19 protein-coding genes are annotated in these 13,556 nt (G+C 73.7%); 14 read left to right on the top strand and 5 right to left on the bottom strand.

Annotated features, from left to right (window positions below):
* Positions 1–204 precede the first annotated feature (204 nt).
* Together A4V12_RS03355 and A4V12_RS03350 are read right to left on the bottom strand one after the other, a co-directional pair.
* A complete protein-coding gene (locus A4V12_RS03355) occupies positions 205–891 on the bottom strand; it encodes a formylglycine-generating enzyme family protein (protein WP_064067674.1) in 687 nt (228 codons plus the stop codon).
* 12 nt (positions 892–903) lie between these two features.
* Positions 904–1,899: a helix-turn-helix transcriptional regulator gene (locus A4V12_RS03350; protein ID WP_064067673.1), complete on the bottom strand. Its 996-nt coding sequence runs from the start codon at positions 1,897–1,899 to the stop codon at positions 904–906.
* 152 nt (positions 1,900–2,051) lie between these two features.
* Here A4V12_RS03350 and A4V12_RS03345 point away from each other — a divergent pair, with 152 nt between their 5' ends.
* Positions 2,052–2,465 carry a DUF3224 domain-containing protein gene (locus A4V12_RS03345; protein WP_064067672.1) on the top strand — a complete coding sequence of 138 codons (414 nt, stop codon included), beginning with the start codon at positions 2,052–2,054 and terminating at the stop codon, positions 2,463–2,465.
* An 86-nt stretch (positions 2,466–2,551) separates the two neighbouring features.
* Positions 2,552–3,022 (top strand): hypothetical protein, encoded by a 471-nt coding sequence (locus A4V12_RS03340; RefSeq protein ID WP_064067671.1) that lies wholly within the window; start codon positions 2,552–2,554, stop codon positions 3,020–3,022.
* 157 nt (positions 3,023–3,179) lie between these two features.
* Here the strand turns inward: A4V12_RS03340 and A4V12_RS03335 are convergent, their stop codons facing one another.
* Positions 3,180–3,644 carry an SRPBCC family protein gene (locus tag A4V12_RS03335; RefSeq protein WP_064067670.1) on the bottom strand — a complete coding sequence of 155 codons (465 nt, stop codon included), beginning with the start codon at positions 3,642–3,644 and terminating at the stop codon, positions 3,180–3,182.
* Between the two features lie 507 nt (positions 3,645–4,151).
* Here A4V12_RS03335 and A4V12_RS03330 point away from each other — a divergent pair.
* The 7 genes from A4V12_RS03330 to A4V12_RS03300 all read left to right on the top strand — a co-directional run bounded on the left by A4V12_RS03330 (position 4,152) and on the right by A4V12_RS03300 (position 9,477).
* Complete coding sequence (locus A4V12_RS03330) at positions 4,152–5,303, top strand: sensor histidine kinase (protein ID WP_064067669.1); 1,152 nt, start codon at positions 4,152–4,154, stop codon at positions 5,301–5,303.
* Complete coding sequence (locus A4V12_RS03325; protein WP_064067668.1) at positions 5,300–5,968, top strand: response regulator transcription factor; 669 nt, start codon at positions 5,300–5,302, stop codon at positions 5,966–5,968. The genes A4V12_RS03330 and A4V12_RS03325 overlap by 4 nt, the downstream gene beginning before the upstream one ends.
* A 79-nt stretch (positions 5,969–6,047) precedes the next feature.
* A complete protein-coding gene (locus A4V12_RS03320; RefSeq protein WP_064067667.1) occupies positions 6,048–7,415 on the top strand; it encodes a S1 family peptidase in 1,368 nt (455 codons plus the stop codon).
* A gap of 103 nt (positions 7,416–7,518) precedes the next feature.
* Positions 7,519–7,926 (top strand): hypothetical protein, encoded by a 408-nt coding sequence (locus A4V12_RS03315; RefSeq protein ID WP_064067666.1) that lies wholly within the window; start codon positions 7,519–7,521, stop codon positions 7,924–7,926.
* A 193-nt stretch (positions 7,927–8,119) separates the two neighbouring features.
* The gene (locus A4V12_RS03310; protein ID WP_064067665.1) at positions 8,120–8,359 is read left to right on the top strand and encodes a hypothetical protein; all 240 of its coding nucleotides are present in this window, start codon (positions 8,120–8,122) and stop codon (positions 8,357–8,359) included.
* A complete protein-coding gene (locus A4V12_RS03305; protein ID WP_064067664.1) occupies positions 8,359–8,733 on the top strand; it encodes a hypothetical protein in 375 nt (124 codons plus the stop codon). The genes A4V12_RS03310 and A4V12_RS03305 overlap by 1 nt, the downstream gene beginning before the upstream one ends.
* Positions 8,734–8,889: 156 nt before the next feature.
* Positions 8,890–9,477 (top strand): phospholipase A2, encoded by a 588-nt coding sequence (locus A4V12_RS03300; protein WP_064067663.1) that lies wholly within the window; start codon positions 8,890–8,892, stop codon positions 9,475–9,477.
* 55 nt (positions 9,478–9,532) lie between these two features.
* On the opposite strand, the gene A4V12_RS03295 is transcribed toward A4V12_RS03300, so the two are convergent.
* The gene (locus A4V12_RS03295) at positions 9,533–10,081 is read right to left on the bottom strand and encodes a VanZ family protein (RefSeq protein WP_234372056.1); all 549 of its coding nucleotides are present in this window, start codon (positions 10,079–10,081) and stop codon (positions 9,533–9,535) included.
* 170 nt (positions 10,082–10,251) lie between these two features.
* On the opposite strand from A4V12_RS03295, the gene A4V12_RS03290 reads away from it, so the two are divergent.
* Positions 10,252–10,437 carry a DUF6381 family protein gene (locus tag A4V12_RS03290; protein ID WP_064067662.1) on the top strand — a complete coding sequence of 62 codons (186 nt, stop codon included), beginning with the start codon at positions 10,252–10,254 and terminating at the stop codon, positions 10,435–10,437.
* A 152-nt stretch (positions 10,438–10,589) separates the two neighbouring features.
* Here the strand turns inward: A4V12_RS03290 and A4V12_RS03285 are convergent, their stop codons facing one another.
* The gene (locus A4V12_RS03285; RefSeq protein WP_064067661.1) at positions 10,590–11,015 is read right to left on the bottom strand and encodes an Asp23/Gls24 family envelope stress response protein; all 426 of its coding nucleotides are present in this window, start codon (positions 11,013–11,015) and stop codon (positions 10,590–10,592) included.
* A gap of 284 nt (positions 11,016–11,299) precedes the next feature.
* Between A4V12_RS03285 and A4V12_RS03280 the strand changes: the two genes are divergently transcribed.
* The 4 genes from A4V12_RS03280 to A4V12_RS03265 all read left to right on the top strand — a co-directional run bounded on the left by A4V12_RS03280 (position 11,300) and on the right by A4V12_RS03265 (position 13,552).
* Positions 11,300–11,503, top strand: coding sequence for a cold-shock protein (locus A4V12_RS03280; protein ID WP_064067660.1), 204 nt, complete (start codon positions 11,300–11,302; stop codon positions 11,501–11,503).
* Between the two features lie 159 nt (positions 11,504–11,662).
* Entirely contained in the window at positions 11,663–12,034 is a 372-nt protein-coding gene (locus A4V12_RS03275) for a hypothetical protein (RefSeq protein WP_064067659.1), read from the top strand.
* Positions 12,035–12,119: 85 nt separating this feature from the next.
* Positions 12,120–12,467 (top strand): DUF6233 domain-containing protein, encoded by a 348-nt coding sequence (locus A4V12_RS03270; RefSeq protein WP_079136772.1) that lies wholly within the window; start codon positions 12,120–12,122, stop codon positions 12,465–12,467.
* 101 nt (positions 12,468–12,568) lie between these two features.
* Entirely contained in the window at positions 12,569–13,552 is a 984-nt protein-coding gene (locus A4V12_RS03265) for an IS481 family transposase (RefSeq protein WP_064067658.1), read from the top strand.
* The last annotated feature ends 4 nt before the right edge of the window (positions 13,553–13,556 follow it).

Here is a 13,556-nt window from a genome sequence, read left to right as displayed (position 1 = left end):
CACGGCCCGCCCGGCCGCACGGCCCGGGCCGGTGACACGGGCGCCCGACGACAGAGGCCGCCGACGACAGGGGCCGGCCGACGACGGGGGCCGACCGACGACAGGGCGCCCGACCGCGGCGTCGGCCGCCGCCGCGCGCCGACGGAACCGGACCGCCCCGGCCCCGCTCCCGCGGCCTCCCGGCCCCCGCCCCGAGCGCCCGCTTCAGAGGGAGCGCGCGACGCGGAACCCCACGTCGTCGATCCGCAGCGTCGGATGGCTGCGGCGCCGCACCGAGGCCCGGCAGCTCCAGCGCTCGTCGAACCACCCGCCGCCGCGCAGCACCCGGTACGTGCCGTACACCTCGGGGTCGTACAGGTCCCAGCACCACTCCCACACGCCGCCCAGCATGTCGTACAGGCCCCAGGAGTTGGGCCGGCGGCCGCCCACCTCGCGCAGCCGCTCCCCGGAGTTGCCGCGGTGCCAGGCGATTTCGTCCAGCTCGCCGTAGCGCGCGCCGGTCGTGCCGGCCCGGCAGGCGTGCTCCCACTCGGCCTCGGTGGGCAGCCGGTACCCGTTCGCCGACGCGTCCCACCCGGCCCCGACCCCGTCGCCGCCACCGCCGTCACCGCAGGGGAGGCGGTACGCGGGCGTCAACCCCTCCCGCAGGGAAAGGGAGTTGCAGAACCGGACGGCGTCCCACCACGAGACGCTTTCGACCGGCAGCCGGTCACCGTGCGCGCTGCTGGGCCGGTCACCGGTGACGTGCGCGTACCACGCCTGGGTGACCGGGTGCGCGGCGAGCAGGCAGGAGCCCACCTCGACCGGCCAGCTCCGCCCGGTCCGCCGGTCCGACAGGGTCACGAGCCCCTCCGGGACGGTCACCCACACGTTCTCCCCCGTCATGCCCATGATCCGCCGATCCTACCGGCGTGCCGCGGCACCGCCGGGCTCCTGCACCGCGTACCGTCCCGCCAGCACCGAGACCGCCTCGGCCACCGCCTGCCGCAGTTCCGGGGGGTCGAGCACCTCGGCGTCCGTGCCGAGCCGGAGCAGGTCCCCGACCGCCACCCCATCCGTCTCCACGGCCATCTCCACCCGCACCCACCCGTCCTCGTCGGGCGGCCCCGCTCCCTCCAGGGCCCGCGTGCCCGCCGCACCGAAGTACATGGGCAGCAGGCGCTGAGCCCGGGGCGATATCCGCAGGCCGGCCGTCCTCCGGTGCAGCGCCGCCTCCAGGCGCCGCGAGGAGTCCTCCCAGTAGGCGGCCAGGTCGAAGCCGGCCGGCCGATCGAAGGTGCCGGGCACCGGCTCCACCGCCAGGAACCGCGCCACCCGATAGGTCCGTACCGTGTCGTCCGCCAGCGCCACCGCGTACCAGATGCCGCCCTTGAGGACGATGCCCAGCGGGCACAGCTCCCGCCGCACCTCGCCGCCCCAGCGCCGGTAGTGCGTCCGCAGCACCCGCTGCTCCCACACCGCCCGTGCGATCGTCTCCAGGTGCGGGACCGGGTCGGCGTCCCGGAACCAGGCGGGTGCGTCGAGGTGGAACCGGTCCCGCACGCGCCGCGCCAGCTCGGCCGTCCCGGGCGGGAGGGCGGCCTGCACCTTGAGCTGGGCGGTCGCCAGCACCGCGCCGAGCCCGAGGTCCCGCGCCGGGCCGGGCGCCCCGGCGAGGAACAGCGAACCCGCCTCGGCGTCGGTGAGCCCGGTCAGCCGTGTGCGGTAGCCGTCCATCAGCCGGTACCCGCCGTCGGGCCCGCGGTCCGCACGGACCGGGACGCCCGCCGCGCCGAGCGCCTCGACGTCCCGGTACACCGTGCGGACGGAACACTCCAGCGCCTCGGCGAGCTGGGGCGCCGTCATCCGCCCGCGGTTCTGGAGGAGCAGGAGCAGGGAGAGAAGCCGGTCGGCGCGCATGGGGGCATTGTCGCCCCCGTACCTGACAGAAGGTGTCAGGTACGGGGGACAGGCTGGTCGCACACCGCGGGCACGGCCCAAGGGGGCCGGCCGCAGGGCGCCCGTGCCCCCTGCCGCCCGTGCCCGCGCGGACCCACCGAGAGGACACATCCATGGCCACGCAGACCACCGGACACTTCACATTCGCCGACTGGCAGGAGCGCCCTCTGGGGCCGGCCGAGTCGTCGGGAACTCCGAGACTCGCCCACGCCTCCGTCACCAACACCTTCACCGGTGGCATCGAGGCGGCCGCGACCACGTGCGTCTACACGATCGCCTACGCCACCGACAAGACCGGCACCTACACGGGCATGGAGCTGCTGACCGGCCGGCTGGACGGACGGGAGGGCGCCTTCGTCGTCGAGGAACGCGGCACGTTCGAGGCGGACGGGAGCGTCAGCTGCGTCTTCGAGGTCGTGCCCGGTACGGCCACCGGAGCGCTGGCCGGCCTGCGCGGAACCGGATCCTTCACGGCCCGGCACGGCGAGCCGTCCGTGGCCTACCGCTTCGCGTACGACCTGGGCTGAACGCCTGCGGAGCGCATTGACCGGTTCTCGTAAGCCCCCGTATGGTGCATATCACTCATCACGCCGATCGTCTGTCGGGTGCTCCCATGGTTCTCACGGTCCTCGTCCCCCGTACCCGCCGCCGCGCCGCCGCCTTCGCGGGTCCGGCCCTGCTCACCGCCGGCCTCCTGTTCACGGTGTCCGCGTGCGGTTCGGAGGGGGCCCCCGCGGCGGACAAGCCGGCCGCCCGGCCCGCGGCCGTGTCCCTGGAGCCGGCCGGAACCTCGCTCGCGCGGGCGGTGGAGACCCAGGCCACCACGCAGGTCGCGGCGGCGCGGCAGGCGGTGGACCGGGGCCCGGGCGCCGGCGTGTGCACCACCGACCCGGCCGACCGGCCGGCCTGCCGGAACCCCGGCGGCACCATCGACCCGCATGGCGGCGACGTGGACGGCGACGGCGTCTTCGAGCCGCACGAGCCGGTCGGCCCCGGTCACCGCGACCCGCGCGCGTACGACGGCGGCATGACGTCCGGCGAGACGCAGTGCGCGTGGCTGCGCTCCCAGGGCAAGGCCTGCTGACGCGGGCATTCTGCGTCGGGCGGAATCCGCCGGGTCGGGCGGGCAGGGCGGACGACACGGCGCCGGCGCCGGGCGGCGCGGTGCGGCGGATGTCGCCGTACCGGCCGGCCGGCGCCGGCGTGGGGTGCAGGCACGGGTGTCGTCCCGTGCCGGTGCGTCAGCGGTCGCCCGGCCTGATGCGGCCGCGCCAGCCGCCGGACTCGCCGCCCTGACCCTCGATGTACTCCTTGAACCGCCGCATGTCACCCTTCACCCGCCGGTCGATCGTCCCGGTCAGGTCGGCGGCCTTCTCCGCGACGCCGCTGGGCTCGATGTCCATCACCAGCTCCACGCGCGTGTGCGTCTCGTCCAGGCGCTGGAAGCTGACCACGCCCTTCTGGTGGGTGTCGCCGCTGGTGGTCCGCCACGCGATCCGCTCGTCGGGCAGCTGGTCGACGATCTCGGTGTCGAACTCGCGCCGCACTCCAGCGATCTTCGTCTTCCAGTGGTTGTGGCGGGCGTCGACCTGGACGACCTCCTCGACGCCCTCCATGAAGTGGGGGAACTCCTCGAACATCGTCCACTGGTTGTACGCGGTGTGGACGGGGACCTCGACCTCGACGGCTTCCTTCACCCTGCTCATTTCAGCGTCTCCTCTTTCCCGGTCTGCGGCGCGAGCGGAATCCGCGGCGCGCACGTCGGCCGGTGGTGCGGGTACCCGGTCAGGCGGATCCATGCGTACGGATGCGGGAAGGACCCGTGCCGGTCCTGTGCCCCGTCCGTGTCCGCCGTGTGCCGTGTGCCGTGTGCCGTGTGCCGCGTCCGGGCCGGCGGGTCCCGGCGCGTGCCGGTGCCCCGCCCCCTCCCCCGGAGGACGGGGCACCGCCCTGCCCCCGCCGGCGACCGGCCCCGGTGCGCTCCCGGGCATCACCGCCGTCGCCCCCGTCCGCGGCCTGCCGGGCGCCCCCCCGCCCGCTGCCGGCACCGGCGGTGGCGGTCCACGAACCTACGGCGGCCCCCGCGGCCGCGTCGTCCACCGACCGGTCGACACGGGCGCCCACCCCGGGCGGCAGGCCGCCGGTTCCTGCAACTTCCGCGGTACCGCCGCTGGTTGACGTGGCCCCTTCCGCACCCGCGTTACGCTGCGGCGATGCGGATCCGCCCCCTCGCCGCCGATGTCCTGATCACGGCGGCGCTCACCAGCGTGGCCGTCACTCTCGGCCAGGAGGCCCCGGGTCAGGGATGGCCGCCGCTCGACCTCGCCGGCCACCTGCTGGTCGGACTGGTCAACCTGCCGGTCGTGGTGCGCGGCCGGGCTCCGGTCGCCGTCTGCCTCTTCGTCCTGGCGATGTGGACCGTGTACGTCACCGCCGGCTACTGGCCCGTGGTGAACTCCTTCGCCCCCATGCTCGCCGTCTACACGGTCGCCTCCCTCCGGCCGCTGCGCACGGCGGCCTGGTGCGCGGCCCTGATGAGCGCGGTCTGGGTGTACGCGGGCCTCGTCAGCGACCGCGCCGCCATGCCGTCCGTCGTCGGCCAGGCCCTCGGCTTCTCCCTCGTCCTGGTCCGTTTCGGCCATGTGGCCCGCCGCTCCGCCGAGCTGGCCCGCAGGCTGCGCGCCGAGCAGGAGGAGCGGGCCCGCCGCGAGGTCGCCGAGGAGCGCGGCCGGATCGCCCGGGAGCTGCACGACGTGGTCGCCCACCACATGTCGGTGATCTCCGTCCAGGCGGGGCTCGCGCGCTTCGTCTTCGACTCCGACCCCGGCACGGCCCGTACGGCCCTCGGGACCATCGCCGGCACCAGCGCGGAGGCGCTGGAGGAACTCCGTCGCGTCCTTCAGGTGCTGCGCGCCGACGGGGACAGCGGCCCCGCCGCGCCCATGCCGGGCCTCGCCCGCCTGGAGGAGACGGCCGACCGCGTACGGGCCGGGGGAGTCCCCGTCGAGCTGCGGGTGGACGGTGCACCGCGTCCGCTGCCGCCCGGTGTGGACCTGTGCGCGTACCGCGTCGTGCAGGAGGCGCTGACGAACGTGCTGAAGCACGCCCCCGGTTCCACCGCCCGGGTGGAGGTGCGCTACCGGCCGCACCACGTGGAGGTCTCCGTCACGGACGACGGCCAGGGGGTGATTCAGGACAGAGTGGCGACGGGCGGCGGCCATGGCTTGATAGGGATGCGGGAGCGGGCCAAGCTGTACGGGGGGACGATCAGCATCGGCCCGCGGAGCGAGGGGGGATTCGCCGTCCGGCTGACCCTGCCGACCTCCACGCGGACCGCACGGCAGGGGGACGGCTCGTCGCAATGACCAGGGTGCTCGTCGTCGACGACCAGTTCCTCATCCGGGCCGGTCTGGTGGGGCTGTTGCGGGCCGCGCCGGGCATCGAGGTCGTCGGTGAGGCCGCCGACGGCGAGGAGGCCGTCGCGCTCGTACCGGAGGCCCGCCCCGACGTGGTGCTGATGGACATCCGGATGCCCGGCATGGGCGGGATCGCCGCCACGGAGAGGATTCTCGCCGAGGCACCGGACCCGCCCCCCAAGGTGCTGGTGCTGACCACCTTCGACCTGGACGAGTACGTGTACGGGGCGCTGCGCGCGGGTGCTTCGGGCTTCCTGCTCAAGGACTCGGGGCCGGAACGGCTGCTGGCGGCGGTCGCCGCGGTGGGCGGCGGCGACGCCCTCTTCGCCCCCAGCGTCACCCGGCGGCTGGTCGAGGCGTTCGCGCACCGCGCGGGCACCGCTGCCCCGCAACCGCCCGCCGACCTGGCTCTGTTGACCGGCAGGGAGACGGAGGTGCTGCGGCTGACGGCGCGCGGCCTGAGCAACCAGGAGATCGCGGGCGAGCTGTTCATCAGCGAGGCCACGGTCAAGACGCACCTGAACCGTGCCATGACCAAGCTGGACCTCGACAGCCGTGCCCAGGCCGTCGTGGTGGCGTACGAGACGGGCCTGGTGACACCCGGCGGTACGTGACCGGTGAACCGAACGGTGCGGCGGCACGTATGGGAGGGCGACCTTTCGTTTCGCACCGGTACGGCATTGGGGGCCATGGATGAAGCACGGGCGGCGCACCCTCCGGCGGGCCATCAGGCTGGCGGCTGTCGGGGGGCTGCTCTGCGGCGGGCTGATGGTGACGAACGCGGTGGCCGGCGAGCCGGTGCCGCCGGGCGGCCGTCCCGCCGCCGGCGCCGCCCCGCCCGACGCCGTGGCCCATCAACTCGTCGCCCGGCTGGGCACGTCGCGCACCGCCGGGAGCTGGATCGGGGCGGACGGCCGCCCGGTCGTCGCCGTGACCGACGACGCCACGGCCGACGAGGTCCGCCGGGCGGGAGCGCGGGCCGAGGTGAAACGGCACAGCATGGAGGACCTCCGCTCGGCGACCGAGACCCTGGAGCGGGCCCCCAGGGTGCCGGGCACCGCCTGGACCGTGGACTACGCCACCAATCAGGTCACGGTGTACGCGGACCGGACGGTGTCGGCCGGCGACTGGTCGCGCATGTCCGGAGTCGCGCAGCGGGCGGGCGACTTCGTCCACATGCGGCGCACCGGCGGCGCCTTCACCACGAGGATCAACGGCGCGGTCCCCATCTTCAACGGCACCGGCCGCTGCTCGGTGGGCTTCAACGTCACCGACGGGCGGGACAACTTCCTCCTGACGGCCGGACATTGCGGCCCGGTCGGCACGCCGTGGTTCCGCGGCACCCAGGGCGGCGGGCAGCTCGGCACGACGGTCGCCCGCAGCTTTCCGGGCAAGGACTTCTCCCTGGTCCGGTACGACGACCGCGGGGCCTTCGACGGGACCAACGCCGTCGACATCGGCGAGGGCCGGAGCGTGCCGGTGATCGGCGCCGCCGACCCGGTCGTCGGCCAGGAGGTCTTCCGCAGCGGCAGCACCACGGGGCTGCGCTCGGGCCGGGTGACCGCGCTGGACGCGACGGTGAACTACCGCGAAGGAACGGTCACGGGGCTGATCGCCACCACCGTCTGCGCCGAGCCGGGGGACAGCGGCGGCCCGCTCCTCGCCGAGGGACTGGCGCTGGGGGTGACCTCCGGGGGCAACGGCGACTGCACGGAGGGAGGCATGACGTTCTTCCAGCCGGTGACGTCCGCGCTCACGTCACTCGGGGTACGGATCATCGACGGGCGCATCGCGGCCGACCGGAACACCGCCGCCGCTCCGTCCGCGCCTCCTTCGGCGCCCCCGTCCCCGGCCGGTGCGGTCCCGCCCGCCCAGGCCGCCGGTCCGCCGGGCGGCACCGGACGGCGGTCGGTCACCGCGATCGTCCAGGCCCACCAGCTCGTGCCCGGTCTCGGCATCATCGGCGTGAGCCTGCTCGCGCTGCTGGCCGTCGGCCGGCTCCTCTCCGACCGGGCCGACCGCGACCACCTGCGTGCGCACTACTCGCAGCACTGGGGGTGACGCTGGATGGATTATCTGGTTCGTGTCGAATAATCCGGTTATCGACCTACGTGCTTATGGTGAGCCCGCTGAAGCCACCCCCCTACGCTTGGGAGACATAGCAATGGGTCACTTCGCACGTACTTGGGGCGCCGCGATCTCCGCCGCCGCGCTGATCGCCGGCTCGGTCGGGACGGCCGTGGCGGTCTCGTCCCCGTCCTCCGCGCCGAAGAAGCCGGCGGCCGGTGCCGCGCTCACCACCGCGTCGGCCAACGCCTCGGTGAAGACCGTCCGGGCCTGGCAGCAGTTCCGCATCCGCGGCACCGTCAAGAGCCTGCGGCCGGGCAGCAAGGTCATCCTCCAGCAGAAGCAGTTCGGGCGCTGGACCACGCTCCCCGCCTCCATGAACACCACGTCCCGCTCCACCTACAGCATGCGCGTCATGCTCGGGATGAAGGGCCACAACAAGCTGCGTCTCGTCGACAGCCGCAAGCGCGTCGTCTCGCCCGTCATCAACGTCTACGTACGCTGACGCCGGCCGCCCCGTCGCGGGGCGGCCCGCACGGCCCCCGGGCTCGCCGCCGCCCCGGCGCCTGCGAGCCCGGCCCGGCACGGAGCCCGGCCCGCCCCGGAGCCCGGGCCGAAACCCCCGCCCGGGCGCGGGGGAGGGGCGAGGCCGGCCGGGAGCACTGGCCGCCCTGGTACCTACTAGGTACCATCCCGGTATGCCGTCCCTGAACATCACCTTCACCGACGAGGAGCTGGAGGAGGTCCGCGCCGCGGCGGCCGCCGAAGGCAAATCGCTCAAGCAGTACGTCCACGACCTCCCCCTCCGCGAGCGGCAGCGGCGCCAGTTCGTCCGCTACGCCGTGTCCTGGGGCGAGGCCCACCGCGCCGAGTTCGACGAGGCCTTCCCGGACGAGATCCCGCGGGCCGAGGAGCGGCGGGGAGGCGCGGCCGCCTGATGGTGTTCTACATCGACGTGCCCTGGCTCCTCGACGTGCAGGAGCAGGCCGTGCCCGAAGACGTGTCCGTCGCGGACTACTCCGCCCTCGTCGCGGCCGTCGCCCGGCACAAGACCCGCATCCCGCGCCCCACGACGGCCGAGCCGGATCCCGCCTGGCGCGCGGCCGCCCTCCTCCACACCCTCGTGCGCCTCCAGCCCCTGCCGCACCGCAACTCCCTGTACGCCTGCCAGGTGGCCGTCGCCTACATGCACGCCGCCGGCGAGGGCATCGACGCCCCCTACGGGGCGCTGGTGGAGCTGGTCCGCGACATCCAGGCGGCGAAGACCACCGTCTACCAGGCGGCGGACCGCATCCGCGGCTGGCGGATCTGACCCGCCGTCAAACCCCCGTCGCGTACGGGCCGGAGGGGCACGCCCGCCCCGGTGATGCGTGCCCCGTACAGGCGAATCTCGGCAACCTCCCCCGGAACCGGTCGTTGGCAGTCCTGGGCGTATCCCCGCGCCCACGACCGACTCCCTGGAGGCCCGATGCGCCGGAAGCTCCCGACGGCTGTCGCCGCACTCGCGTTCGTCACCACCACCGCCCTGAGCGGCGTCGTCGCCACGGCCGGTGCCGCCGCCGCCGACATCGACCCCGTGCCCGTCACGGAGCTGGGGGCCACCTCCGTACTGCTCCCCATGCCCGTCCCCGTCCCCGTGCTCGTATCCGTTCCCGGGGTGGGTGCCGCTCCCGCCGCGGACCCGGCCGTGCGGCGGGAGGCGGACCGCATTATGCACCTCACCTACCGCGAGTTCGCCCGCACGCCGCGCGTCCAGCCGTTCGACTGGACGACCGACGGCTGTTCCGTCCCCGTCGGGTACGCCCCCTACAGCCAGGTGTTCCGGCCCGCCTGCGTCCAGCACGACTTCGGCTACCGGAACTACGGGGCGCGGGGCGCGCTGAGGCTCAGTCCGACCCGGGAGACGAAGAACTGGATCGACAGCCGGTTCAGGGTCGAGATGGAGCGGGTCTGCCAGGACACCTACGTCACCCCCCTGGCCGGTCTGAACTGCATGAACGCGGCGCGGGCCTACCACGTGGCCGTCAGCCTCGGAGGGGACGGGGCGTTCTTCTGAGAAACGGGCGGGCGGCCGGACCGCCCGCCCGCCGCGGTAGCGCCTCCGCCGGGTGCTACCGCTCCGCCTGCGGCGGCTTCGGCCGCCCGGTGAAGCGGTGCCACCAGTGGTGGCGCCGGGGGTGTACGGCCCTGCCGAGCCGGCGGCCGATCAGCAGGTAGCCCAGCAGCGCGCCCGTGGTGTTGAGCAGGACGTCGTCGATGTCGAAGGCCCGCCCGGTGATCAGGGCGCCCTGGACCAGTTCGACGAGCAGCATCACGAGCGCGGTGACCACCGCCACGCGCAGCAGCCCGCGGGCGCGGGGGACCAGCACGGGCAGCAGCACACCGAACGGGACACCGAGCAGGATGTTGCCGCCGAGCTGCTTCACCGTGTCGCGGAAGGCGGGCTGTCCGAGGTAGTCGCGGATGGAGTCGCCCGGCCGCAGGTTGCTGTGCGTCAGCGACTCCGAGGCGGCCGAGGGTTCCAGGGTCAGCCGGGCCAGTACGACGGCGAAGGCCACCATGCCCGCGAAGGCCAGCAGCATCGCCGCCGCCCGCCCCCACCGGGGCGCCCCCCGCCGGTCGTCCCGCACCGTCTTGTCGCGCAGTTCCGTCCGCGCCATCACACGCCCCCAACTCAGGTCCGTCCGGTCCCCATCCCGTTACCCCCGGCAGGGCGTCGCACGCCGGTGACGATGTGCGACCGCCCGGGATGCGGATGCGCGGCTGCTCTGTTTGTCTGATCTGGCCCGGCCCCGAGCGGCCCCCTCACCGGACGGAAGGCAGGATCACGATGAGCATCGCGGACGAACCCGGCAGGATCAGCCGGATGCGCGCGAAGGCGCAGGAGCTGGAGCAGGCGGCGGAACGCGCCACCGACCCGAAGGAACGGCAGAGGCTGCGGGACAAGGCCCGCCGGCTCTCGGACCAGAGCGAGCAGGAGCGCGGCATGACCGGCGGCAACGCCGACCCGGTGTAGCGCTCCTCCGGTGTCGCGGCGGAGCCTCGGCGGGCGTGGGGGACACGGTGCCCGCGCGCGGGACACGGTGCCCGCGCGGACGGCGAGCGGCGGTCCGCCGGCCTGCGCCCGCCTCCCGGTGCGAGGCGAAGGAGGCGGGGCGGACGGGAGGTCTAGCGGACGCGCCCCTCCGACTCCTCGTCGTCGTCCTCGGGCAGATGCACGTCGCTGACGGCGATGTTCACCTCGACGACTTCCAGGCCGGTCATGCGTTCCACCGCCGCGATGACGTTCTCGCGCACGGCACCGGCCACGTCAACGATGGGGAGGCCGTACTCGACGACGAGTTCCAGATCGATGGCGCTCTGGCGCTCGCCGACCTCGACCTTGACGCCGCGCGTGACGCTCGAACGCCCGCCGGGCACGCGGTCGCGCACCGCTCCGACGGTACGGGCCAGGCCGCCGCCCAGGGCGTGGACGCCGTCCACCTCTCCGGCCGCCATGCCGGCGATCTTGACCACCACGCCGTCCGCGATGGTCGTCCTGCCCCGCGCCGCCGGGTCGGCAGCGGGGTTCCTCGAAGTGCTCGGCTCCGTCATGAGGAAGCCACCTCCTCGGTGCGAGAGATCGGGGGAGTCCCCTCACCCCAGCGTGCGCCCGTGGCTCCGCCCTCGCATGCGGGGGCGGGTGGCGACACACGAGCGAGCGTGTGCGCTGCGTAGCGGGGCGACCACTGTTCGGGTACGGTCGGGGCAGAGAAGTCGTGGTTCCGAAGTGTGCGCCCGTGATCGCGATCACGGGCGTTCGTGCTGTCACAACCCGTGTCGGGCCCGCACTCTCCGGGCCCGCACGGTGCGGGCCGTCCAGTCACAGGAGGCCTGGTATGGCTACGGGAACGGTCAAGTGGTTCAACAGTGAGAAGGGCTTCGGTTTCATCGCCCAGGACGGCGGCGGACCGGACGTCTTCGCCCACTACTCCCACATCAGCGGGGCGGGTTACCGCGAGCTGATGGAGGGTCAGAAGGTGACCTTCGACGTCACCGAGGGCCGCAAGGGCCCGCAGGCGGAGAACATCGTCTCCGCCTGACGCCGGTGCGGGACGGTCGCCCGGGCGTTCGCCGCCCGGGCGGCCGTCCCGTCGTCGTTCGCTGTACCGCCGGCCCTTCGCCGGCCGGAGTGGCCGCCAGGCTCGGCGGTGCTCGGGTGCCCTCCCCGCCGAGAATCGAACAGGCGTATGATTCCAGCCATGGCTGGAACTGACTTCCCCGACGACCTGCGCGCCGCGCAGACCCGCCTGCACCGGGCGACGGCCGAGCTGGCCGCCCTGTGCCGCAAGCTGCCCTGGAGCGTCGAGCCGCTGCCCGGCCGGCCGGGCACCACGCACCCGCACACGGGGCACGTCACGGCCGGCCGGGCCGACAGCCCCGGCTGGACCGAGGAGGAGAAGCGGGCCGTGGCCCGGCTCCGCACGGAGTGCGTCGAGCTGTCCCTGCTGATCAGCACCCACGGCTACTGGTACCGGTTCGAGGCGGAGGAACGCGTACGGGCCCGCTCCGAGCTGAAGGACGTCACACGGCGGTCGGCGACACCACCGCATGGCATCACCGAAGCCGCCTGACCCGCGCTTCCCCGCCCGGTGCCCCCTCGACTCCGTAACCCCGTGACCCCGTGACTCCGCCGACGACGTCCGACAGGACTGGACCGTGTCCGACCCACTGCCGTCCCCGTACCCGCCCGACGACGAGCGGCTGGCCGCCATCGAGGCGTACCTGACCGTGCAGATCATGCACGTCCGGCAGCAGCGCGCCGCGAAGGCCCGCCAGAGGGAGATCCAGCAGCGCACAGCCCCTCCGGCCCCGCCGCCGTACCGCATCCAGCGGAGCCTGGACGCCACCCGCACACCGGTCAGGGTGCACATCGGCACCTGCGCGCTGGCCGGCCGGGGGGCCGCCGGGGCGTCCGCGGAGACGGCACGGCGGGCCCTGGCCGAACAGGTGGAGGCTTGCTCGGTGTGCCGCCCCGACACCGAGCTGGGCATCATCGACGGCTAGGTGTATTGATCACGAGCGTTGTTGACACTTGGCGGTCTTGATCATGGCGAAGACCTCCGGTGTGGTGGAGGTGTCTAGGACTGCACCGCACGGAGGTCTTCGTGTCCCACCGTAATGCCCGGCTGACCGTTCACGGCAGGCGGATCCTGGTCGAACGTGTCCTGGCGGGCCGTCCCGTCGCGCATGTGGCGGCGGAGATGGGGATATCCCGGCCCACGGCCCACAAATGGGTCCGTCGCTGGCGGACCGAAGGCAACGCGGGCCTGCACGACCGTTCCAGCAGGCCCCGCACGACACCGCACCGGACTCCCCCCGCGGTCGAGGCCCGGGTCTGCCGACTGCGGTCCGACCGCAAACTCGGCCCGGCACGGATCGGCCCGATCCTGGGCCTGCCCGCCTCGACCGTGCACCGCATCCTTCTCCGGCACGGCCTGCACCGTCTGGCCTGGCTCGACCGGCCCACCGGCGAACCGATCCGACGCTACGAACACGACCAGCCCGGCGACCTGGTCCACGTCGACATCAAGAAACTCGGCAACATCCCCGACGGCGGCGGCTGGCGAACCGTCGGCCGCACGGCCGGCGACCACAACCGGCAGGCCACCACCCACGAGCGCCGCAGCTGCAAGCCGATGATCGGCTACAGCTACATCCACTCCGCCGTCGACGACCACTCCCGCCTGGCCTACAGCGAGGTCCTGCCCGACGAACGCCAACACACCGCCGCTGCCTTCTGGCAACGGGCAAACGCCTTCTTCAGCGCGCACGGCATCACCGTCCAACGCGTCCTGACCGACAACGGCGCCTGCTACAAGTCCAAGATTTTCACCCAGGGCCTGGTTACGGCTGGCATCGCCCACAAGAAGATCCGCCCCTACCGTCCGCAGACGAACGGCAAGGTCGAACGCTTCAACCGCACGCTCCTGGACGAGTGGGCCTACCTGCGGCCCTACACCTCGAACCACGAGCGGACCGAGGCCCTGGCAGACTTCCTCCACACCTACAACCACCACCGCTGCCACACCGCACTCGACGGACACCCACCCATCAGCCGTGTCAACAACGCTGCGGGTCAATACACCTAGGGCG

Origin of the sequence: Streptomyces noursei (assembly GCF_001646665.1) — a bacterium.
Taxonomy (GTDB): Bacteria; Actinomycetota; Actinomycetes; order Streptomycetales; family Streptomycetaceae; genus Streptomyces; species Streptomyces lavendulocolor.
The sequence above is the reverse complement of the archived record's forward strand: the minus strand, read 5'-3'. Positions and strand labels throughout refer to the sequence as shown.